This window comes from Pinibacter aurantiacus, from assembly GCF_019130065.1.
Classification (GTDB): Bacteria; Bacteroidota; Bacteroidia; order Chitinophagales; family Chitinophagaceae; genus Pinibacter; species Pinibacter aurantiacus.
This window is the reverse complement of sequence record NZ_JAHSPG010000018.1, coordinates 182,987-206,610: the sequence shown is the minus strand read 5'-3', so window position 1 is coordinate 206,610 and position 23,624 is coordinate 182,987. Positions and strand designations below refer to the sequence as shown.

The window sequence follows — 23,624 nt, the reverse complement described above, 5'->3', positions numbered from 1 at the left end:
TATAGATCCAATAATCAGTTTCCTAAAGTGATCCATTTTGAACTTTTTACCTTGCCGTTATGATCTGTAAGCTCAAGGTTAAAGCGCACGCTCTTCTCTTTCTCCATCGGTATCGTAAATTCAAACGGGTATTCATTTTTATCAACTGACTCCTCTTTTTTTCCGTCAACGCGATAAATCAACTTTGCCTTTTCCCACTTTGTATCATCATCCTGCAGGAAAACAAAAAGCCGCTGACCATAGGTGCCGAGCTTAAATAAAAGCGCTTTGCCGTTTCCTTCAGGAATCAACGCATAATCACTTCGTTTATCTGTTTCGTTATCCAGTATCTGATCCTGAAACGCTGACTGCAACTGGGCACCGGGAATGGCCACAGCGGCCAAACCATTTGCCGGAACGGTTACACGAAAACTGCTGTCTGTAAGTGGTAATGCGGATACTGATGGAAACAATTGCTGTCCTGTTACCCTGCCCGGGAATTTGGCTAATTGCGCATTAACTGTAACAGTTGTGGTTACGGTTTTTGCAGATTGATTCATGAATGCGAGATACAACGTGTCGTTCTTTCTTGCACTGATATAATTCAGGGCAATATCATCAATGCGCAGCAGGCGCCGGGGCATCCACAGTTGCACATCTGTTGAGTGAAAGAATTTTCCTTTTTGTACGCCGTACATTTTATTTTGCAGATAGGCATATGCTTCAATATACTCGGCAGGAAAATCAATGGCCGTTTTACTTTTTACAAATGCATCCGACACCAGGTAATCTATGAACAAAGAAGCCATTGGTAAAATGTGATTGTAGTGAAATGAATTCACACTTTGATCTTTATGTTCATGCAGCGGAAAGTCCACTTTTTCATAGGCCGTTGTACGTTCTGTGTTGATATGATATCCCGGAAAGCTCTCGGAGCGGCCAACCAGAGCGGCTTTCGCTACGTCCATTAAAAAACTGTCGTTTGTATAATAGCCTATGCGTAATAACCATGGCGCATAAGTTGACATAAATATTGCCCTGTGCCCGGTGGAAGTGCCGGAGGATTCCGACGTTAGCCCGGTTTCGGAAAGTCGCCATGCAGGCACGCTTTCTTCAGGGTAATACATTTGGTGATGCCCTTTGGATTTCAGGTACCAGTACATCGGCGCTTTCCCGCCTTTGTTTACGGCAATCAGACTATCCGGAATCTTTGGCCCCATCCAGGTAAATAAGGTGTAATGCCTTGCCCCGTCGTGCGCAGCGTCCAGGTATTTCTGCTTGCCTGTTTGCTCGTATAATTCCAGCAACATGGACCAGTTATTGGTAAACGTGGGCCAGAAAAAATTTGAACTGGCGAGGGGATCTCCAAATTGTTCTATCGGCTTATCAACCCGTTGTTTTAAATAGATGTCAGCCAGCCGTTCGCTCAAATGCAGGTAAGCAGTATCGCGTGTCATTTTAAAAAGAAAGAACGCGTTCATCCAACTTTTTCCACTTTGTTTTTCATCGAGGTTCCTTACGCGTGAACCGCTAAATTCCTTTTCTGCCATTTGCAGATAAAAAGAGTTGTTACGTCCAAACGTATTGTATAATGCACCCAACTCCGAAGGAAGTGCAACGGGCCCTTTCAACTTGCGCGATGGGGATTGAATTTTTTGAGTACTGTCAAGTGCAAACAAAAATTTTTCCCTGGACAACATAAATTCCATTAAAGGATAGGCCCTCTTTTCAAACATCTCTTTATCGTCCCTTACTATAGACAATTCCAGCGGATTTAAACTGGAAACGTTTTTAACAGCACCGGGTACATCCGTGGAATAAGCAAAACCCTTTAAACTATCAACAAACCACGCATAATGCGTTTTAGAATAATCTATCAAATTGTCTAACGTGGTATTCATAGATAGCGTTGCATTGGTGCGATAATCTTTAAACCCGAAATACTGCCTGGCAATTTTTTCGTAGGTATGAGAAATATCCAATGGCTCGACTATAAGATTAATGACAAACTCAAAATCATCGCCTGCTGTCATCCTTGAATTGACGCCCCCTGGCATGGGCGCAAAAACCTGTGACTGAACCATTGCTTTGTTATTTAACAATGCAACTCCAAACTGGCTGTTCTCCAGCAATGGCAATGGCTGAAATGGCAGGTACTTTGGTGCAGCCATAACGCCGACTGAATTATAGCCATCGTTCACCAGTGTTGTTGGCAACGTAGCCATATAAGAGGGCGTCATGTAAGGTTGTTCCGGCAGGCGCTTTTCTGTCCAGATCAAAGGCTGCCATAGTTCAGATATTTTATCTTTATTAAAAGAGGGCGCGCCAACATAACCTATGCTATAAAAACCAGCTTTTTTAGGACGCAGGACAAATTGTAATTCCGGATAGGATTTGTTTGTTTTAACCAGCCATGCATTTAAAGTAAACAAGGGGTTTTCTGAAAATATAAAACAAACTGAATTCTTTGTTTCTCGTATACTCGTAGCCGTTACTAAGTAGCTTTTTCCTGCATGATATATATTAGCCGTTCTGCCTTCTTTCGCGCTTCTTAAAATGCGGTCATCAAAGCCATCTCCTGCCACACTTGATTTTACATCGGCCTGGTGGTAGTCCGCCAGGTTTGCATCGGATGTTTTCCAGGTAGGAACATTGTACGACACCTTTTTTATCCCGGATGGTTTTAATGCCAGGTCGGGATCCTGCTCGTTATAAATAATTAAAAAGTCGGCCTTGAAATGATACGGCCTGCCTTTTGAATAGATCGTAACTCCATTTTTTTCCACCTTTACCTGTGCCGATGCATTGTTTTGAAAACTGATCAAACCAACCAGCATCAATATATTTAGATACTTTCTGATCATTTTTACCATTATTGTTTTTCCAGGGTGATCATTTTTTTTAATCTTATATCCGTAGCAGAACTAGCAATTAAAATCTCGTAAGAACCTGCATCGAAATCAAAATCACTGATATCCGTTTTGTAGTAAGAAAATGCATTTTTGTCCAACGTTATTTCCACCTGCTTCCTCGCTCCTTTTTCAACATATACTTTTGCGAAACTTTTTAATTCTTTGTAAGGACGCAGCACCTTGGCGTTAACCGGTCTAACGTACACCTGTACAACCTCGGCACCATCACAACCTCCTGTATTTTTAATATCAAATGCAAGTTTGAAATGCGGATCACCTGCCTTTCCGTTTTTCTCAACTTTCAGGTTAGAGTAAACAAATGAAGTATAGGAAAGCCCATAGCCAAAGGGAAACCGGGGTTTTGCAGCACTTTGATCGTAATAGCGATACCCCATGAAAAGACCTTCCTTATATGCAACGCGCTTATTGCCTGAGGAATCGTAGTAGTTAGCAAATGCAGGATTATCGGCCCATTTTTTTTCAAAGGACACGGGTAGTTTTCCACTTGGATTCACTTTACCGGAAATTATTTCTCCCACTGCAGCGCCGCCTTCCTGGCCGGGATACCAGATGTGCAACAAGCCGGGCACTCTATCAACCCAGTGGCTCATATCTACATTGCCTCCCGCATTTACCAATACAATTGTTTTGGGGTTAGCCTTCGCAATGCACTGCACCAGGCTATCCTGGTATTCGGGTAACTCAAATGGCCGGTCGTTACTTTCTCTTTCACTGCTTTCATTAAATCCAACATTAACTATTGCAATGTCAGATTGCCGAGCTAAAGCGATGGCTTCATCAAACAATAATTTGTCTTCCCGCCATCCAAACGAAATATCCACCGGATGCACATTCGCAAAATATTCCAGTGCTACCGGGTATTCCTTTCCTGCGTCCAACGGCACTACTACTTCGCGTGTAGTTATGCCCTGGTTCCTCCATTCGTTGATGATGAGGGTTGTATCCAACTTCAATCTGAAACCATCAAATCCTTTTACGAAAAACCGGTACCGGGCTGTTTTCGCAGGTCTTATAACGCCTGTCCACCGCATGGAACAATGGTCAAAAGGGGTTCCTTTATTTTCTGTTGCGATGTGCCAGCCGTTTTCAATATTTACAATTGTATCAATCGTTGTTTTTACGGGTGCGCCTTCCAGTTTTACATTCGCATAGTATTCCGCTTTCAGGCCTCTCTCCATGCTTTGCTTACCAGTATAAAAGACAGAGCCAGACACGGTTTCCGGTAATGTGAGCATTCCTGCCGAATAGGCTACCTTGGCATTCGGATAAGCATCTCTGATACCTTCCAATACAGATACTGATCTGAAAGGGAAAGTATAGGAGCTTCCGCCACCGGCCATATAGTTATTTGCGTTACCGCCAATTACTGCGATTGATTTCACCGCCCCTGGTTTAACCGGTAAAATATGGTTGTCATTTTTCAGCAGCACAATGCCGCCGCGGGCCAGCTCTTTTGCAAGTTGTGCGCCATCCGGATTATCCCTTGGTATAGCAGTATCCAACTGTATCTTATCAAAAAAACCAAACCGGAAAATGATTCGTAGAATGCGCAGTACCTTATCATCAATAGTTGCTTCCTTAACCGCGCCCGATTGAATAGCCGGAATGAGGTTCTTTTTATTCATGTATTTTGCCGTTGGCATTTCCAGGTCCAGCCCGCCGTTAGTGGCTGCAACTGCATCGTAGGTTGCGGACCAGTCGCTCATTACAAACCCGTCAAAGCCCCATTGTTTTTTTAAAACCTGGTTGTTCAGGAAATCACTTTGTGTGGCGTGTACTCCATTTACAGGGTTGTAACTGTTCATTACAGACCCCACATGTGCTTCCTGTACGGCTGCTTTAAAGGCGGGAAGATAAATTTCATGTAAGGTGCGTACATCTACATCGCTGCTCACATTGTTCCGGTCCCACTCCTGGTTGTTTAATGCAAAATGTTTTACAGTAGCCACCACGCCCTGTTGTTGTAAGCCTTTTATATAAGCTACAGCCACTCTGGATGTCAGCCAGGGATCTTCAGAGAAATATTCAAAATTTCTTCCTCCAAGCGGACTGCGGATAATATTCACACCGGGAGCCAGTAAGATATGCACCCCTCTCGATCTTGAGTCGCGGCCCAGTTGCTTTCCCAGGTTATAAACCAAGGTGGTATCCCAGGTTGCAGCAGATAAAACACTCGCCGGATAAGCCACGGCTTTACCGTCTTTGTGGGTACCGACAGGTCCGTCTGTCAGTTTTATTTCGGGTAGTCCTAACCGTTGTATACCCCGAATATAAAATCCATTGAACCCGCCGATATAATCTATTTTTTCTTCCAGTGTCATTTTAGACAACAGATCCTTTGCTCTTTCTTCTGCCGGTGCCTGTTTATCTTTATAAACCTGTGCGTCGACATTCGCATAGAGTGAAAGAACAAAAAATAATATCGCTATCCGTTTCATCATATTTCTTTTTGGCATCATTATTCTTTTATATAAGGGCCGATAACCGATTTCCATATTTCGTAACCTTCTGCAGTTAAATGAAGTTTGTCCGGTCTGTAATAAGAAGGCTCAATCAAACCGTCACGAAGCATTGGCGTATATACATCTATATAGGTAAGATCACGCTGTTGCGCTGCAAATGATTTGAGCAATGCATTTGTCCTCAATAAATTCTCTTTGTATTTCTCCCTGCTTGGCGATGGTTTTATTGACATGATATAGATATGCGCCTGAGGTTTCTGCTGCCGGATGTATTTGAATAGTTCTACAAACACATTGCAGATACTATCAGCGCTCCATCCCAGAGCAATATCATTGTCGCCCTCGTAAATAAAAATCTTCTTCGGATCATAAGGTTGAATCAACCGCTCTCTGAATGCAAACAGGTCCGTCATTTTGGTACCGGAAACCCCGCGGTTGATCACATTGTAGTCAATAAAATCTCCTTCCAGCGTTTTCCAATTTTCAATGGTAGAACTACCTATAAAAAGAATATTATTTTTTGTAGGAGCATTTAATGAGTCTTTTTTTTCAAACGCTTTTATTTTTAATTCCCATTTCTCTTTTTGTGTTAGGGCCTGACCATTACTTTTTAGTGTGAAAGTTGAAATCAAAAACCCAATTAAAATGTATGTACACAATTTATATTTCATGCTATATGATTTGACCTCTTATTAATATTTTTCCGATATACACCGCAGTGCGTTCATATTTTTCCGGATGTTGTGATATATCCTGAGATTGCTTCTCCGTAAGTATTGCTTTTTTGTCTGCCTTTTTATCAGAAATAGTAACGGTAATCTCATGCACACCGGGTGTTAATTGTATGAGATCGTGCTGCCCTCTGTACCGGTCGTTACAGAAGAAGTTGAAGCGGTCGAGTGTCGGTTCTCCTTGCGTATTATCTGTTACGTAATAAATCAATTCCGGTGAACTCATGCGTTGCAACAGAACTGGATGCCCGTCCACTTTAAATTGCAGCTGCCCTACCTCTGGCCCGCCAATATCAAAAATGCCAAACAGATCACCTTTAAAACGGAATGTAAAACTGGCGCCCGGTTGGTCGGCATAAGCAACTTTGTTGAACCAGTTGGAAAATTGTTTGAGATGAACGGAATCTGTTGTGCGAATGAACTTCCAGTTTGCATCGAATGTTGCGGCAACAAAAGGGTCAAACATTCGGGCGTTATCCCAGCTATCTGTAATCAATGGTGGCCCTAGCTGGTGTGCAGCAGGTGTTTGAACCTTTTCGATTTTTTCCAATCCCCTGGCTATCGCTGCAGCGTACAGGTTACCTCCTTTTGCCAAAGGATGTATGCCATCGTTGGAAAATAAAATTTTGCCATCAACAGGTTTGTCGTTTTTCCAAATGAGCGCACCTTCTTTTTCCAGCTCCGCAGCTTCCATGCCTAAATGGATGGATGGCAATTTATAATATGCGGCAAGGCTATCGAGCCTTGCTATATTTTCAGGTATCTTACCATCCTGGTAAATTTTCGTTTGACCATTCAGTATAGTGTACAGGAGACATATATCTGTTTGCTGGTTGTTGTTAATGATCTGGCGAATCAACCCTTCCATTCCCGGGGCGTAGGCTTTGTTGACTGCAAATTCAATGAAAACCAGGTCGGGCTTATAATCCAGCACTTGTTCTTTCAAACGGAATGCAGCCAGGTCGGTTCCTGTACCCGATACACCCGCGTTAACCCACTTAAACGAAACCTTTGGGTACAGATGCTGCAAATACCGGGCGGTTTGCAAACGATAGCAAAAATTTCCTTGTGTAATGCTGCCACCAATAAACGCTACGGTCACTGGTTGCGCGGTTTCAATTTTATGAAAGAAGTTACCCAAACCCTCTCTTACCGCGGTTTCGGAGGCATTTACAAAATTGCCCGGCGCGATAAGTGGCATATCATTTTCCTTCGGTTCAAACACTAACGGGGATGCTCCACCCTGGGAAGCTTCAATTTTACTTAGGTCATCAGAACTCTGGGCGATGCTTTCTCCAGTGTTTAATAGTGTGATCATGCCAATGAAAAACACGCTTTTAAATAAATGATATCGTTTTTTAATTTCCATTTACCATTACTTTTTTTGTAACCACTTTTCCATCACCTGTCTTCAGATTGATCACCATTTCAACCTTATCTTCCATTTTTATTTTATAAAAACTCCACTCAAAAGGATAGGATAGAATATTTTTTGTTTCACCATTGCATAACACCTGTATTGCTGCATCTTTTAACGGGCCTGTTTCCGCAAAACCATATATGGAGTCCCAGCCAAAGGGCGAGCGGATGCGGTATACAAAAATTTTGCCCCATGGCTTGCCCATGTCAATAATCTGCATGCCATTGACCAAAGGTTTATATTGAGGTGCTGTGTGAGGCTTTTTTAATGGAACTGCAACGGCCCTGAATCCCTTTGCGGGTACAACTACTTTTATTACTGAACCGGAAAATGAAAGACCTGATTTTACAGCATCGGCTGTATACACCACCGCATTCCCCGCTTCTGTTGTCCCGGTATTTACAGATAATTGTACCGTTACTGTTTCATCATTATTCGATTCACTGGAAAGCAAAATCCAGAATGTTTTTTCGGAAATAGCGGTAACATGATTAACAGACGGTTGCTGTATGTGCACCAGGTCCTTTCGCAACCACAATGTTGTTTTATCATCATCAAATACTCGTCCCGCGCCACCTCCGTAAATTCTGTTTGCGAACCACACAAAACCTTCCTGGTTGCTGTATGGAAACTGCACATTCCCTTTAGATCGCTGAACAGCCTCGGTAATAAGATAATCCAGTGAGAAAGCAAGGTGCGGCGGAATATGATGGTAGTAAACAGAACTTACATCGGGCCCTTTATAGGGGAAATCGGGCTGCATGGTTATATCCGTATATCCGGTAGCATAATAACCCGGGTAGTTGGTGAACCGGCCTATGACCGCGTTACGGGCATAGGTTTCAAAAAGCTTATTACCGGTGTATTGAAATAACCGGAGCAGGGACGGTGCCCAGCTGCTCATAAAAACAGGTCGTACATTTTTGTCCTTTGCCGTTAAGAAATAAGTAGACGGCTGTTCAAACCCGAGTCCCACTGGAGAGACCAATCCATCAGGCACTTTTTTGGCCATAACATCTCCCGGTTTCCTTGGAAAGCCCAGGCGATAAGACTGGTTCCCCTTCCACCAGATATGTGTATTGCCTTCGTATTGTCCGCCGGGGTGAATGGTGATTGCACTGTCCTTTACCTGGGGAAACGATCGTATCCCCGCGATGGTAAAATAACTTCCGTATGCAGCGGCATCCAAATACTTTCTATCTTTTGTCAATTCATACAATTCCACCAGGTGCCACCAGGGTGCATAAAAAGACGCGTTATAAAATGGCGTAGGCGCTAACGTTTTTTTACTGTTTGCATACACCTGATTTGCAATGTACTTGTCGGCCTGTTGTGTTGCCATTCGCAGCCATTTAGGATCGCCGGTCATTTTATAAGCAGCCATTGCCTGTACCCAGTCGATGAACTGTGTGGAATAACCTGTTACTTTCCTTAGTGTATCTCCCGGCAATGCGATGTTTTTCAACCAGGGATTCAGATTGCCCATCAGGCTGTTCAACCCTGCATAATAGGAAGTCGTAAACTGGGAGTAAAATGGATTTAGTTCCAACGAACGCAGCGTTTTATTATAACCGGTTGGCACGATATCTACCGCCCACCTGTAACCGCTTCTCGAAAGTGTGTACTCTATTGTAGGTAAGGCTCTGGACAAATACAAGTCTTCATCTTTTGCCAGTACTGCGAGGTCGATCGTTGCCAGCGGTGTAGCATTTACTACAGTGGGCGCGGTTTCGGGATTTCCTTCAATATCGTAAAAACCTTTTAGCTTCGAATCCCATCCGCCAAAGTTTTCATCTTTGATAAGATCAGTCATATTAAACACCGCACCGGTAAGAGAGACTTGTGGCTGCGTTCGGTAATCGCGTACCTTAAGTATCGAATCTGAAATATATGTCAATGCTGTTTCCCATCCTGCAGGCAACAACCCTAATACAAAAGTCCGGTCGATTATTTGCTCTGCTTTGTATTTTGAATCGGGCATGCCCAATACCGGCATAAAGGCAACCGGCTGCACTTCATTATTTTCATTTTTAACAGAAAAACCAATCGGGGAAAAATCAGAGGTCCCCCAATCATTGGAAAACGTTTCGGCTTTCGTAGTAATGAAGCCGGACCATTTAGCGCCATTGGTTACAGTTTCCGTAATTGATAATGGTTGTTGTGTAATGGCAGACACCAACATCTGGGGATTCGTTGGTATACGCTTATACTGATACATTGGAGGCAGTAGTACATTGCTTGTTTTTTCCTGTGCAATGGGATTAAAAGCAGCCACTGCCAAACTATAATATCCAGCCTTTGCTGTTTTACATACTAATCGCAGGTTAACATGATAAGCATCTTTTTCTACGCTCCAAAAACCGGTGATCACTGAATTATTTCGTGTGATGTATTGCACGGCAACGGTCCGTTCGTCTGTCTGCTGCACGCTAACCGGAATTGCTTCGCTTAAGGAACCCGCTTTGAAAGGGTCCTGATCATCTTCAGCGGATTCAACCGGGTATTTTCTGTCATTAAATTCAAAATAATTGTTGCCTTTCGATTTTGACGACCATCCCGGAAAATATTTTTCAAAGTTGATGGCAACGCTATCTGCATACAACAGCATTATCTTATGATCTTCCTGGTTGCCCTGGTAGTGCTGCCATTGATTATTTACATTTACTTCCGTTTGACAAATGATTGGAGCATTTTTACCGTCGCCTTGTTGGAAAAACTGTAACCTGACATGGTTATTTGCAATACCGCCAAGGCGTTTTTTATTTTCGCTAACAGCTAAATAAGTGCTGCTGCCTGTTTCTGCACCGGATATAGCATTTAATGCTGCAGGATTTTTTCTCCACTTCCCTATCGCGGTAAGAGCCAACTCATTTGGATTTGCAGATTCATCTTTAATCAGCAGCACGGCGTCGCAACGACCATAATTGAAGTTGTGCAATCGTAACAGTACTTCTTTTTTAGCAAGTTGCATTTGGGCAACTTTTTCCCAGTAAAATCCAACTTTGCCATGTCTGCCCGCACGCTCGCAAGGAAGGTCATCAACTGACAATTGCAATTGCCTTGATGAAGTCCGATCCGCATAGTCAGGGGTTCGCATCCAGATCGAATACGTACCCGACTCCTTTATGTTCACGGCAGTAAATGCATCGGATAATGAATCACCATTCCCGCCTGTGTATCTTAATAAAGTTCCGCCTAAACAATCTTTGTCTGGTTCTGTAAACCATTTTCCTTTGAACTGAAATTGCTCTGCCTCTACCAGGTACGCATTCGTTTGTTGAGCCAAAGCCGCAGTACAACTTATGCACAGCAATAAAATCAGTTTGATTTTTATAATGCTAAGACAAAAAATATTGACACGTTTTTTCATAGAAATAAACAATTTCAAAATCCTGGATAACATTCGGTAACTCTTCCTTCCTTCCGTTGGCTGAAGCCAAACGGCTATGAATTATGTGTTACACGCTCCAAATTCATTTGCCTTCAAGATCCCATCTCTACCCTTTAAGAGTTTTTCAGTAACACGTCAAAAGCTGCACTTACTTCATGGCCGTTTGGCTTTAGCCAACGGCATGATATAAACCATTTCTTAACAAACCGACATTGAATCACGCATGCTAATCATATCACTTTACTTTCTATCATCATTGGATAAATCGATCTTTACAACTTTCAAACCTGTTGGTGGCAGCTGCACCTTCCAACCTGCAACTCCGTAAGGCATATCCAATTCTTTTCTACCCTCCGCGGAAAGCAATACTGCATTTTTCACCGGAGTATTCAGTGTTATGGTTGTATTTTGATTTTCTATGCTGTTATTCAGCAGGATGAGATATTTCGTATGTGACAGGGAATCGTATGCTCCGATATAATCGATACTGGAATTGCTTATCTGAACCTCATTTGTAAAAAAAGCCAACGATGCTTGTTTACCAAATATTTTACCCGGTGCAAATCCATAGGTACGATGCGGGCCAACTTTAGGCGCAATGAATCCGTGCGGAAAAATAATTTTACCACCAGACCTAATATCTACTTCAGAAAGCAGGTAATCAGTAATCCAGCCGATCTGCCACCACGCATGATGCGGATACGGTCCGGCCCCATTGTTCATTGCATTCCAGTAATACGAAGCAACACCTGTTGCTGGATCCACAAAAGCATCCCGTCCCCAGGCCGCTGCCCGGGCCATGTTTAAGTAAAGGGAGTCTTTGGTTAGTCCAAACAATCTGACAAACATCCCTGCATGGCTCGCTAATAATATTGGTCCGTGGGTATTGGCAGATCCGAGGATGCCACCATGTTCAAACCCCAGCCCAACCTGGCTAATTTCCCAATCCTGCACCTTTTTGCCTTTTACCTCCTTCTCCAACCGGGAAGCTATTGGATGTGAGTAAACAGAAGTCGTGTACATCTTACCCACCTTTATAGCGGCTTCTTTATATTTATTTTGCCCTGTTATACCATACAAATCCAATAGTGCCTGTGCGCTTTGTGCTGTAGCAAAATCAGGCGCAAAGCGCGAGTCACCGCAAACACCTAAAAAATAACCGTTGTCTGCAGCATTTTTTATAAACCAGTCAGCACCTTTAATAGCAGCGTTCAAATATTTCTGTTCTTTTAATAACTGATAAGCAACGAGGAGCCCATAGAATGTGGGACGGTAATCTTTCTCATCTCTGAACAAAGGTTCATGGGTTTTATTGCTATAAGCTATTTCCCAGCTACCATCTGCTTTCATCATTTTTAACAGCCAGTCGGCGGCAAGACTCAATTCACGTTTCAGCTGCGGCTGATCAGGTTCGAATAACAATACATTACCGATGTCGCATAGCAGATAATAGGTGGTGGCAATAGGCTCCGTGTATGGCCCCCACTCTTCTGTAAATCTTTTGGAGTCAAATAAATAATATTGCCCGGCAGCAGCTCCACTGAAAAAGGAGTCCGTCAGATTTTGTTGGGCAATCTTAAAATTCAACGCATAGGGCAATCTTTGCTTTTCCAGCACCGGATCTTTCGTCATGCTTGCCAGCATCCACATAGCACCGTAATCTGCATTCTTTATTGCATCCTTTTTAGACTCAAAAACGCCGCCCAGGTAATGCTGTGCGCCAATTGTTATTCCATTATAATCAGTTTCTTTCCACTTAGAAGTACTATCACTTTTTACGTACTCAAATAATCTTTGCAATCTCGATGCGAGGGATTCTTTGGTGTTCTTTAATTTCAGAGAACTATTGAATTGGTACACATCATTTACGACGTGTTTATACACCGTGTACCAGTCAGCTTTTTGTATAGTGTAACGAAATGAAAAGGACACACTGTCCCCGGCATTAAGCCAGGACTGCTGTTCTCCCAGAACCGGATGATACAAAGTAGGTGTTAAGATTCCCTGTCTGTTGATTAATGATAAACCTAACAACCAGGTTTCCTGCGTGGATTTATTTTGAAGCCAGGGGTCCCTTCCTGTACCAGGAGCAGCAGTCACCGCTATTGACAATCCGTTTTTATCTGTCAATATCGACGTTAAAGCAGCAGCGGTTCTTTCTCTCGCTACAAAAGGAACGCCGGGAATGCCGTGGCCGTACGCATACGCATCCACGAAATCATGATTTATTGTTTTACCCTGTAATATGCCTGGTATAATGCCCCATTGAAATTGGTGCTGGTCTCCGTTTATCAGCGAAGGCGTTTCAATGGAGAAATAACCGTTTTTCTTAGCTTTTAATGAGATGGTAACTACTACATCATGTTTGTAGTTTTTATCGAACGTCCATGTGGCGGTTGTGGCTGAAACAGCATCTTCATTTTTAAAGACAACTGAATTTCCTTTGGCCGTTGCTGTTTCAGGAAAAAAAGAATGCTTTTCGCCAGCCCTGTTAAGCGCTACGGGTGTTGTTGCATCTTCCCATTTACCAGTTATATAGCGATATTCAGGTTCGGGGAAATGAATAGCATTTCCCTGTTCTGTAAAAACCGGAACACTGCCTTTAGCAGGTTGCTGTTCGGAATATAAAACCGTATAACCGCCGGTACCAGTAGCTCTTCCTGGCAAAGATTCCCACTTTGAATTGTTATAGACTTGTAAATTACGAAGTGTATATCCACTATCGGAAGCGTGCCACACCAACCTCAAAAATCCATTACGCAACTCTTGTGTACGCTGCTTTTGCGAAAATGATGACACAGATGCACCAACTAAAAATAGCAGTAAGAAAAAACGGTATGAATACTTGTCAAGACACATTTTTAAAATCGCTTTGCTTTATTAAACTATTTAATGGTTAACTGTAGTTCCTTTATTACAGAAGCGGTGTTTTCAACGTTACCATTTGTTGCTACAAATACAACTTTGTATGTGCCGGGTTTTGTGTAAGTGGTTACATATTGCTTTAAATTCTGGGAAATATTTTTAATTGCCTGGCCCTTATCCGGTTTAACTCCGTTAGGATTAAATTGTTTTGTTATTACCCAATCATCGTCCAGGTCTGTAAAGCTTCTGGCCGAGATGAGCTGTGTAGAAGAGATGGTCCAAAAGGTTGACGGACTTTTGAAATTAAATGATTGCCATCCGGCAGTAGCCATAGTAGCCAGGCTGCTTTCTGCACCTTGCTGATTTACACTTTTTAGATCGAAACTTCTTATCACCCACCTGTTTTGTGTGACGCTCGTTTTTACTGTTTCGGTTTTATAGCGAAACGCCAATGCCATATTACCATTACCTGCAGCGAATTCATCCAGGTTGATTTTTCCTGAAGGAGTCTGATCTGCTCCTGATGAAAGTACCGCCTTGTTTGTAATATCCGTCCACGTTGCCTTTACAACATTTGTTGAATCGTAGATACCAGAAAAATCTTTGGACACCAAAAGTTTCAGGCTGCTTTGATCAGGGTCGCCGAACTGAGAATAGCTATTAAAATTCAAAATAATAGAATTGCCTTCGATTACAGTTCTGCTCTTATAGTCGTAGTTACTTCCATTTGCACCTGACCAAAAAACAATGTTCTCAGGGGCGCCATTGAATAAAAATTTTACGCTATCGCCAACATTAAATGAGGTTTTATCAACAAGAACATCAAATGTATCCAATGAGGCAAGCTCATTCCTTTTTTGGCAGGATAACAGCATCCATATGGAAATGCTTAAAATTGTACAATATCTTAAATGCATTGATTCTTTTTTTGAGTGGTCAAACAATAGGTGGTACACATCAATTTATTTTACCAACCGGGGTTCTGTTTCATATTCTGATTGGTGGCCAATTCACTATTGGGAATGGGGAATAAAACAGCCCTCTCGGTAATTCTTTGTGCCTGCGTTATTGCAGGTCCTTTCAGATCTGCAGGCATGCCGGTATTATATACCAAAGCTTGCTCTTGCATAACAGGTACGTAGATACCCCACCTGATCAAATCGTGTTTGCGCAGACCCTCAAAAGCCAGTTCCCGCAGTCGCTCATTCATAATAAATTCCTGGAAATCCTGTTGGCTCATACCTTCCGGGGCGTCTACTGTGGCATTTGGCGTATGTATATCTTTTCCATAACCACGTCTTCTTACCTGGTTAATCGCATCATAAGCAGCAGCGGTAGGTCCGCCCTTCAAGTGGCTTTCCGCTTCTGCAAACATGAGCAACACATCTGCATATCTTAAAAGCGGCCAGTTTGTACCATTATAATATTGAGCCCGGGGTAAAGTGGTTTCATATTCTCTTCTCCACTTACCAGGATTGCGTTCATAAATTTGAGTACTCGTCCATGGAGTTCTTACAACTGTTTGCCCGCTTGCCACAAACCGGAAGTTCGCTACGGTCCAGTCTCTTCTTAAATCCGTTGCCTCATAAGCATTGTATAATTTAGCTGTTGCATGCACGTAATCATAGGCCCAACCCGAATCAATACTTGGGCTGGTGATTCCATTGTAGGAACCGATCATGCCTCCTTCCAGAATTTCTCCCTGGTTGGTTCCTTTAAATTCTACTTCCCATAAACACTCTCCTACGTCAAACTTTTCCTGCACATGGTTGATAAAAATCTGTTTAAAATTGGGGTTCAGGCTATGAATAACTTTGCTTGAATGAATAACAGAATCAGCATAATCTCTCGCTTCTTCATATTTGGAATCATCATGCAGCGGCGCCCCGGCCATTGTAAGGCACACTCTTGATAACATGCCATATACGGCAGTTTTGCTGATACGGGTATTATAGCCATAGTCTGTTATCGGTTTCACCAGGCCTGCGGCTTCCTTCATATCTTTTAGAATTTGCGCATAAATGTCCTTTACGGAACTGCCGGGCAATGGTTTCTCTACTGGCGACTTGGTGGATGCTAATTTTAACGGAACCGCTCCAAACTCATCTACCAGCATAAAGTAATAGTATGCCCGTAAAAACAAAGCCTGACCTTTTACTTCGTCCTTTTTTGCCTGGCTAACAGATGGGCTCTTATCCAGGTTTTCCAATAGCATATTGGCCCGCTCTATCCCTGTATAAATACTTTCCCAATGCCTGTTAATTTCCAGTGTAGAAGCATCGATTATATTTCCCAGAGCACCGGAAGTTCTGCCTTTCATAAAAAACTCATCACTGAATACCAGGTAGCTGGTCATTGCCTGGGCATACACCCTTGTATCTCCCAATCTGTCGTACACGCCTGCCAAAGCAGATTCCAGCTCCTTATCCGAATTATAATACTGATTCGGTGAAACAAAATCCTGCGGAGTAGTGTCTAATATTTTATTGCAGGAAAATTGCAGAAGCGCTAAAGAAGCAATGTATAGTGTTAATCTGATTTTCATATTCAAGAAGCTTTATCGTTAGAATGTTACGTTTAATCCTAGTGTTATGGTTCTTGCCCTTGGGTAGGCACTCCAGTCAAATCCCGGTGTTAGCGCGGTATTGCGTACCGACACTTCAGGATCCAAACCGGAATACTTCGTCCAGGTTATCAGGTTTTGGGCGGATGCATTCACACGTATGCTCTGCATTCCCCACCTTTTCATTAAGAATGTTGGAAGACTATACCCTAAGGAAACTGTTTTTAACCTAAGGAAGGAACCATCTTCAATCGTACGATTCGAATACACATTTGGTCCATAACCGCCTGCCACAGGCAACACGCTGGATTGATTTTCCATCGACCATCTGTTCTCAAAAGTCTTATACATATTGAGGTTTGGCCTTGCTTCTGCGCCTTCAAATACAATCCGGTTAGCATTAAGAATATCATTACCGTATGACCATTGAAAAAATATGTTGAGGTCAAATTGCTTGTATCTGAAATTATTTGTGAATCCACCAATATTTAGTGGATTAGGATTACCGATCACTGTCTGGTCATTAGCATCTACAATGCCATCGCCATTCAAATCCTTATACTTGATGTGCCCGGGTTTTATTGTTGATGCATCATTCCCGTTGTTAGGAACAGTTGCTTTTAACTGATAGCTACCATTTGGCAACAGATCAAAGTCGCTCAGCTGATAAAGTCCGTCGAAAATAAATCCATAAAATCTCGCCACATTTCTTCCCGGCAGCGCTATGTACGGAAGTGAATTATTAAACTGCGCATTCCAGTTGGTGACACGTGTTGTGAGGCCCGGCTCATCGCCGTTTAAAGAAACAAGTTTGTTATTGTTGAATGCGATATTAAAACTGGAGCTCCATGTAAAATTCTTCTTACTTATGTTAACTGTATTTATGGTAACCTCTAATCCTTTGTTAACTACAACGCCAATATTTTTATATGCAGTCATATACCCGGTTGAAGTGGGGAGAGATGCATTTAATAACAGGTCGTTTGTTTTTTTATAATAGTAATCGACAGTAAGATTTATGCGGTCATTTACAAAACCCAGATCCATCCCTACATCAAGATTGCCGGTTCGCTCCCACTTTAGTTTATCATTACCAACCATTGTTGGTACAGTACCTTTTATGTACGTTCCATTAAAGTAGTACCCGCTCCTGGTATTGGTACTGTTAGCGCCTACTTCCTGGTCAAGGACGCTTAAGTAAGCAAAATCTGAAACACGGTTATTACCCGTTATTCCATAGGATGCTCTTAATTTGCCTGACGACAGAATGCCCAGCTTACGTATAAATTTTTCTTGACCGAAGTTCCACGCAAAAGCACCGGAAGGAAAATATCCCCACCTGTTTGACGGATCAAATTTTGACGAACCATCACTCCTGAATGATGCAGTAAAAATATACTTTGAATTGAGCGAATAATTAATCCTGCCCAAAAAGGACACCAATGTGGAATAAGTGCCGGTATAATCTTTTTCAAGTACTGTACCCTGATCCAGCCCTTTAATGCCCAACGCCTCATTGGGTAGTAGTACGGATGCGTAACCGTTAGATTCCGATTCGTTTCGTTGTATGGTAAAACCGGCCAAGGCATCTACCACGTGTTTCTTGGTAAACGACTTACTAAAAGTCAATAAATTTTCATTAAGCAAACTCCTGTTATAGGCATTGTTCACAGAGCCGTTAATGCCGTAAGTTGATCCATAAACTGTAACGGGGTTCCCCGCGGCTGTTTTAGAATTATTAAATTTTTCAAACCGCATGTTATTCTCAACCAATCCTCCGGTTACTTTAAACTTGAAATTTTTTAAAAATGAATATTCCAAAAAGGCATTTGAATAAAAAGATTTGGCATAAACGTAATTGTATGTGTTGTTTGAATTGACAACAGGGTTTACTCTTAAATCTACTGAGGATGTTAAATCATCATCAAAAGGATCGTTGACAAAGTCATCCATGTTGCCATTTCCGGTAACGGGTCTATATCCCCAGGCACTATACATTAAGAAAGATGATGCATTTCCTGCAGAACTGCTGTTTAAATCATCGGTTGTTAAATTGGCAATCTGTCCACTCTTAATGGAGTATGTATAATTTGCATTGATGCCTGTCCTGAAGCTTTTATTTAATCTCTGGTCAATAGAAAAACGTCCCTGGTATCTCTTATATCCTCCATTAATCACAATACCATTTTGATCCAGGTAAGAACCACTAACCGAATATTTTGTAGCAGCCGTTCCACCACGAACTGCCAAAGCATGGTTTTGCATGAAAGCATTCTGCAACACCTGATCCTGCCAGTCCACCCCTTTCATATCGCGGTAAGATTCCAGTGTTTTTCCATTCTGAAAATACAACTGCGGCGCAGTAGTGGGCAATAACTCCGTCTGATACTTCACAAATTCGTACGGGCTCATTACCGGAATTTGTTTGGAAGGTTGTTGCACCCCCAGCCAATTGTTATAGGTAACTACCGGAGCGCCCGTTTTTCCTTGTTTTGTGGTAATCATTACAACACCATTGGCACCTCTGGCACCATATATTGCGGTTGAAGATGCGTCCTTCAATATCTCAATAGACTCAATATCATCAGGATTAATGGCGTTATTGTCAGGGTCCTCCAGCGGAAAACCATCTATTACATATAAAGGAGCATTAGACTGGGTAATGGAATTACCACCTCGTATAACGATATTACTCGGGCTCCCCGGCTGGCCATCAGCGGTTGACACCTGAACGCCGGCAACGCGGCCTGCTAATGCATCTTCAAAAGACACAACAGGCGCTTTTTTCATATCTTCTACTTTGGCCGACCCTACAGATCCCGTCAGGTCTTTACGTTTTACAGCACCATACCCGATTACTACTACGTCCTCAAGCGTTTGATTGGTTTTACCCAGTTGAATTTTCAGGTTGGATTCATTTTCAACTGTTACAGTTTTGCTTACATAACCAATTGACGAAATGGTTAAAGTTTCTCCGGTAATAACGCCAACGATATGAAAATATCCCTTATCATTTGCAATAACAGACTTTTTAGTCTTAGAGGTAATTACGGTAACTTTGGCAATAGGCTCGCCTTGTTCATTTGTAACTGTGCCTGCAATATTCTTTACCTGCTGGGAGATGGCAGAGTAGCAAGCTGCCAGGCAAAACAACATTATAAACATTTGTTTCATATGCAATCAATTCAATTTTTAAACAGTAGTCTGGTCTGGACTGGACTGGTATTGAGAAACAAACTTATGATTAACTTTCGATTCACCAAATTATTTTTTTAGTATTCCAAAAGAATATTACTGCATTTTTAGCGCTGAGGATTAAATAATGAGTCTGGTTTGGTTTGTACTGTGCATTTTCTACCTTTGCTGAAACATTTGTAATGAAGGACTTGGAAATGAGTATTGAAAATAAGCCCCTCAATAATTCCTCAACAAAACTGAAATACCAACAATTAACAGACTATATCATTTCATTGATCGAAAGCGATCAACTACGAATTGGCGACCAGATTCCTTCTCTCAAACAATTCCAGCAACAGTTAAAAATGAGCAAAGAGACTTTGCTTAAAGGATTGAATGAATTAGTTGAGAAAGGCATTATAGAATCGATATATAGAAAGGGTTATTTTGTTAAAACGAAAGACATTCACCACTCTTTCCGCATTTTCCTCCTCCTGGATAAAATGAATATCATGCGTGAGCAGCTATACGGAATGCTTGTGGAAAAACTAAAAAAAAATGCAGATATCGATATCTATTTTCATCATCATAATTACAAGGTGTTCGAAAAACTCATTAAAGAAAACCTTGGAAACTACACCCATTATGTGATTGCCACTTTTTTGAAAGAAGATGTTGCTCCGCTATTGAATTTAATTCCTGAAAAGAAAAGAATCATCATCGATTTAAACCAGCAAGGGCTTACGGGCGAATACAGTTGTATTTACCAGGATTACGAATATGACATTTATCACAGCCTGGTTAAACTGAAAAAAGATTTAGCCAAATATAAAAAGCTAATACTAATAGCTCACTCCGAGGCCATTCATGCCCGACTTGTGATAGAGGGCTTTTTGCAGTATTGTGCTGAGATGAAATTTCCCTATCTGATTCAATCCGAGATAGACGAAAATAATTTTCAAAAAGGGAATGCCTATGTAACCTTCAGCAGGTATGACACGGATGATGTGGCACTCATAAAACTTGCGCGCAAGAAGAAACTCAAACTGGGGCAGGATATCGGATTAATATCCTATAATGACACGGATGTAAAAGAAATTCTGGAGGATGGCATTACCGTTATTTCCACGGACTTTGAAGCCATGGGCAAATCAGTCGCTCAAATTATACTGGAAGGAAAAACACTATTTAAAAGAAACCCGACAAAAGTTATTCAAAGGCATTCGCTGTAGCATTAAGGATAAAAGATTTGTAAGTGTTTCCATTAGTAAAATATCGCCTTATTCCTTTTGTCTTTTAAGCATGAATGTGAAATTGCGGCTCGTTTTTAGCCCTAATATAAAGTCATGAAAAACGGCCCTTGTTATCGTTTGGAATTATGTCACTTTGTGCAGCCTCACTGGACAGTTTTCGAACCGCTTTATTGATGATTTGAAAAAATAGCAAGAATACGGCACCCTTCGGCAGTTAATAATGTCAGACAAGTTCTTGTTCCTCAAAAAATAGACGGACATCTTTCTTTACATTCTCAATTTCATCGATTTCTATTTTTTTAGATAATCCATCGAAATTAGACAGGGATTTTAAAATCTCATCGGCAAGTATCTTTCGACTTTCATTACTTGTTCCATTCATAAACCTGGAATACAGATCTCCACTTAATTGAATACTATAGTCAAAACGCTTGAATATTTGGTAAACTTCACCTGTAAATCTGTTTTTCCTCGATTTATTTTCCGTGTATTTAGGGTTATGAAATTTAAACAACTGCTCATATCCCGCCGGGGGTTGAACAATCGTCAAAAGAATAAGCCATTCATGAATACAGCCACCATAATCTCTATTTTTTAAAAAAGACTTCATTGATTCAGAAAAGTCATTAATCAATGATGCTTTCCCATTTTGATCCCCATCTATTGTTAATGCAATTGAAAACTTCATCTATCTGAGAATTTTACAACCTGGTGAACTTACTTTTAAATATTCTGAGTTTCAAAAATAAAAAGGACAAAACAGAAAAATTTCCATTTTGTCCAGCCAGGTCGGGATGACTGAATTCGAAATTTATTTATTACAACTACAATTTCAATTATTTTTAAATTCAATGAACATGTGACTCACCGCATATCCTTAGTGTCTTAGTGGTAAATCCTTCGCTACATATACAAAGATCAATGCTGCCATAACTTCCCTCAGAGCCTGTAATGCGTTATAAAGCGTATTGTAAACAGTTCTCTCTGTAAGTGATGTCTTTTCAGCTATTTCATCGATGCTTAATTCTTCAAAAAAACGCAGCTGTATAATTTGTTTTTGACGTGCCGGTAATTGATCAATATGAGAGAGCAGTTTTCTTTTTTTCAAAATCACTTCCTGGTTATCCATTAAAGCTGTCTCAAAAGACTCCTCTGTTAAATCGAAAACAGGATCATTTTCCGCAGGTGCATTTTTCTTCTGTTTCAAATATGTCTTGTACAAGATTCTTTTGTAGATCGTCAACACATACTCCTGCATATTATTGACTGAGGACAACTTTTGTCGGATCTGCCATAGTTCAATAAACAGATCCTGTATACCCTCGCGGGCAAGTTCTTTATTCTTATACAAAGAAATGCCGAACCTGTAGAGGTCGTCATAAAACAGGTGAAAACATTCGTACAAACTATGTTCGTCGCCTTTGGCAAGCAGTTGCCAGCTTTTTTGTAATGGTCGCTCCTTCATGCAGTTAGTAAGTAATAGTACAGGTGATGAAAAATAGAAAAAATTTCGAGTAAAAAGAATTTTTTAAAAAAGTTGAAAATTGACTGGTAAAAATTAAATGCATTTTACACTAGTAATAAAGGGCTCATTTTTAACAAACAAAACAAACACTGCAAATGAATTATTCATCATGGTCGATCCAGGACTTTTTAGCCGATGAAAGCTTTGTAAGCTTTTGTTTTGCAAATGACCCCGAAGCAGTGACCCGGTGGGAAAACGTCCAACAGCAGCAACCTTCTTTAATCCCCCTTATACAAAAAGCAAAAAATGCCTGTCTGCAACTTTCCGCTTTACCAACAGCCGAGGAAAAGCAGCACGATCTTGAAAAACTGCGGGAACGAATACAGCAGTTAAAATCATCTGCAATTGTTATTTCGCTCAACCAGCATCGTAGTTATAAACGCGCCTGGATTGCAGCGGCAGCAATGATCGTAGTAATTGCGGGTGCTTTTTTATTTAGCAAAAATTACACGGCAACCAATCCCCGATACGCCCAGGTTTATACAACCGGATTTGATGAAAGAAAAGACATCACATTGCCAGACGGAAGTACAGTAACCTTAAATGCATTCAGCAGGTTAAAAGTGGCAGAAGGTTTTAACATCACCAACCGAGATCTTCTTCTTGATGGCGAAGCTTATTTTGAAGTAGCACAACATGCCGGGAATCCCTTTACAGTAAAGACTTCCAAAACATCTACAACAGCATTGGGCACTGCATTTAAGGTGCGCAACTACAATGCAGATAAGAAAGCAACAGTGATGCTCTCGTCCGGAAAAGTGAAAGTTGGCATCGCCCATTCAGGAACGGAAGAGATCTTGAATCCAGGAGAAGAAATGATTGTGGGCGAGATAGCTGCGAAAAAGAAATTCGATATTACCTGCCTTGACAACTGGAAAACGAGGAAGTTGGTATTTCGCGAAGCGGATGAAAAAGAGATCATCAGCAAGCTCAACAGTATGTTTGGCGTAGAAGTGATGATAGACAGCCAGCACGCAAAACCAATTTTATTTACCGGTCAATTCAATGGCCGCAACCTTACGGAAGTGCTTGATGCGATTGGCTTTACAAACACATTTAAATACAGGGTTTCGAACGACACCATTCATATTTCATTTGACAAATAGATAATATAAAATCTGATAGGAATGAAAACCACGGGTTGGCAATAAGCGGGCAGGGATATTGTTATTCAGCACCGGTTGTCAATCTTATATGCAAGGAACTGCTTATTTACCATACAGCTTAACCATTGATTATTTATTGCAAACAAAATGATTGTTTTCGCAAAAAAGCTTGTGAAAACAAAAGTGAAATGTTTTGCAAGAAAGAAACTGCCTTAACAC

At 41.4% G+C, this 23,624-nt stretch carries 13 protein-coding genes; 2 read left to right on the top strand and 11 right to left on the bottom strand.

From position 1 onward, the window contains the following. Nucleotides 1-14 precede the first annotated feature (14 nt). The 9 genes from KTO63_RS24585 to KTO63_RS24545 all read right to left on the bottom strand — a co-directional run bounded on the left by KTO63_RS24585 (nucleotide 15) and on the right by KTO63_RS24545 (nucleotide 19,518). A complete protein-coding gene (locus KTO63_RS24585) occupies nucleotides 15-2,843 on the bottom strand; it encodes a glycoside hydrolase family 88 protein (protein WP_217794672.1) in 2,829 nt (942 codons plus the stop codon). A gap of 8 nt (nucleotides 2,844-2,851) precedes the next feature. Next, nucleotides 2,852-5,353 carry a beta-glucosidase gene (locus tag KTO63_RS24580; protein WP_217794670.1) on the bottom strand — a complete coding sequence of 834 codons (2,502 nt, stop codon included), beginning with the start codon at nucleotides 5,351-5,353 and terminating at the stop codon, nucleotides 2,852-2,854. Between the two features lie 17 nt (nucleotides 5,354-5,370). After that, the gene (locus tag KTO63_RS24575; RefSeq protein WP_217794667.1) at nucleotides 5,371-6,045 is read right to left on the bottom strand and encodes a GDSL-type esterase/lipase family protein; all 675 of its coding nucleotides are present in this window, start codon (nucleotides 6,043-6,045) and stop codon (nucleotides 5,371-5,373) included. A 1-nt stretch (nucleotide 6,046) separates the two neighbouring features. Then, nucleotides 6,047-7,474, bottom strand: coding sequence for an SGNH/GDSL hydrolase family protein (locus KTO63_RS24570; protein ID WP_217794665.1), 1,428 nt, complete (start codon nucleotides 7,472-7,474; stop codon nucleotides 6,047-6,049). Further along, nucleotides 7,464-10,895: a hypothetical protein gene (locus KTO63_RS24565; protein ID WP_217794663.1), complete on the bottom strand. Its 3,432-nt coding sequence runs from the start codon at nucleotides 10,893-10,895 to the stop codon at nucleotides 7,464-7,466. Before KTO63_RS24565 ends, KTO63_RS24570 begins: the two co-directional genes overlap by 11 nt. A gap of 261 nt (nucleotides 10,896-11,156) precedes the next feature. Beyond that, a complete protein-coding gene (locus KTO63_RS24560) occupies nucleotides 11,157-13,775 on the bottom strand; it encodes a glycerophosphoryl diester phosphodiesterase (protein ID WP_217794661.1) in 2,619 nt (872 codons plus the stop codon). 26 nt (nucleotides 13,776-13,801) lie between these two features. Beyond that, complete coding sequence (locus KTO63_RS24555) at nucleotides 13,802-14,698, bottom strand: DUF5017 domain-containing protein (protein WP_217794659.1); 897 nt, start codon at nucleotides 14,696-14,698, stop codon at nucleotides 13,802-13,804. Nucleotides 14,699-14,748: 50 nt separating this feature from the next. Further along, complete coding sequence (locus tag KTO63_RS24550; RefSeq protein WP_217794657.1) at nucleotides 14,749-16,326, bottom strand: RagB/SusD family nutrient uptake outer membrane protein; 1,578 nt, start codon at nucleotides 16,324-16,326, stop codon at nucleotides 14,749-14,751. Between the two features lie 18 nt (nucleotides 16,327-16,344). Continuing rightward, entirely contained in the window at nucleotides 16,345-19,518 is a 3,174-nt protein-coding gene (locus KTO63_RS24545; protein WP_217794655.1) for a SusC/RagA family TonB-linked outer membrane protein, read from the bottom strand. A 203-nt stretch (nucleotides 19,519-19,721) separates the two neighbouring features. Between KTO63_RS24545 and KTO63_RS24540 the strand changes: the two genes are divergently transcribed. Further along, nucleotides 19,722-20,753 carry a winged helix-turn-helix domain-containing protein gene (locus tag KTO63_RS24540; protein ID WP_232373330.1) on the top strand — a complete coding sequence of 344 codons (1,032 nt, stop codon included), beginning with the start codon at nucleotides 19,722-19,724 and terminating at the stop codon, nucleotides 20,751-20,753. Nucleotides 20,754-20,997: 244 nt separating this feature from the next. Here KTO63_RS24540 and KTO63_RS24535 read toward each other — a convergent pair whose 3' ends face one another. Both KTO63_RS24535 and KTO63_RS24530 read right to left on the bottom strand, forming a co-directional pair. Next, a complete protein-coding gene (locus tag KTO63_RS24535) occupies nucleotides 20,998-21,462 on the bottom strand; it encodes a hypothetical protein (RefSeq protein ID WP_217794653.1) in 465 nt (154 codons plus the stop codon). 189 nt (nucleotides 21,463-21,651) lie between these two features. Next, nucleotides 21,652-22,239, bottom strand: coding sequence for an RNA polymerase sigma factor (locus KTO63_RS24530; protein ID WP_217794650.1), 588 nt, complete (start codon nucleotides 22,237-22,239; stop codon nucleotides 21,652-21,654). A gap of 155 nt (nucleotides 22,240-22,394) precedes the next feature. Between KTO63_RS24530 and KTO63_RS24525 the strand changes: the two genes are divergently transcribed. Next, the gene (locus KTO63_RS24525; protein WP_217794648.1) at nucleotides 22,395-23,405 is read left to right on the top strand and encodes a FecR family protein; all 1,011 of its coding nucleotides are present in this window, start codon (nucleotides 22,395-22,397) and stop codon (nucleotides 23,403-23,405) included. The last annotated feature ends 219 nt before the right edge of the window (nucleotides 23,406-23,624 follow it).

Coding starts and splice junctions, on each gene's coding strand:
- KTO63_RS24585 (WP_217794672.1), bottom strand. CDS start 2,843: ATGATCAGAAAGTATCTAAATATATTGATGCTGGTTGGTTTGATCAGT.
- KTO63_RS24580 (WP_217794670.1), bottom strand. CDS start 5,353: ATGATGAAACGGATAGCGATATTATTTTTTGTTCTTTCACTCTATGCG.
- KTO63_RS24575 (WP_217794667.1), bottom strand. CDS start 6,045: ATGAAATATAAATTGTGTACATACATTTTAATTGGGTTTTTGATTTCA.
- KTO63_RS24570 (WP_217794665.1), bottom strand. CDS start 7,474: ATGGAAATTAAAAAACGATATCATTTATTTAAAAGCGTGTTTTTCATT.
- KTO63_RS24565 (WP_217794663.1), bottom strand. CDS start 10,895: ATGAAAAAACGTGTCAATATTTTTTGTCTTAGCATTATAAAAATCAAA.
- KTO63_RS24560 (WP_217794661.1), bottom strand. CDS start 13,775: ATGTGTCTTGACAAGTATTCATACCGTTTTTTCTTACTGCTATTTTTA.
- KTO63_RS24555 (WP_217794659.1), bottom strand. CDS start 14,698: ATGCATTTAAGATATTGTACAATTTTAAGCATTTCCATATGGATGCTG.
- KTO63_RS24550 (WP_217794657.1), bottom strand. CDS start 16,326: ATGAAAATCAGATTAACACTATACATTGCTTCTTTAGCGCTTCTGCAA.
- KTO63_RS24545 (WP_217794655.1), bottom strand. CDS start 19,518: ATGAAACAAATGTTTATAATGTTGTTTTGCCTGGCAGCTTGCTACTCT.
- KTO63_RS24540 (WP_232373330.1), top strand. CDS start 19,722: ATGAAGGACTTGGAAATGAGTATTGAAAATAAGCCCCTCAATAATTCC.
- KTO63_RS24535 (WP_217794653.1), bottom strand. CDS start 21,462: ATGAAGTTTTCAATTGCATTAACAATAGATGGGGATCAAAATGGGAAA.
- KTO63_RS24530 (WP_217794650.1), bottom strand. CDS start 22,239: ATGAAGGAGCGACCATTACAAAAAAGCTGGCAACTGCTTGCCAAAGGC.
- KTO63_RS24525 (WP_217794648.1), top strand. CDS start 22,395: ATGAATTATTCATCATGGTCGATCCAGGACTTTTTAGCCGATGAAAGC.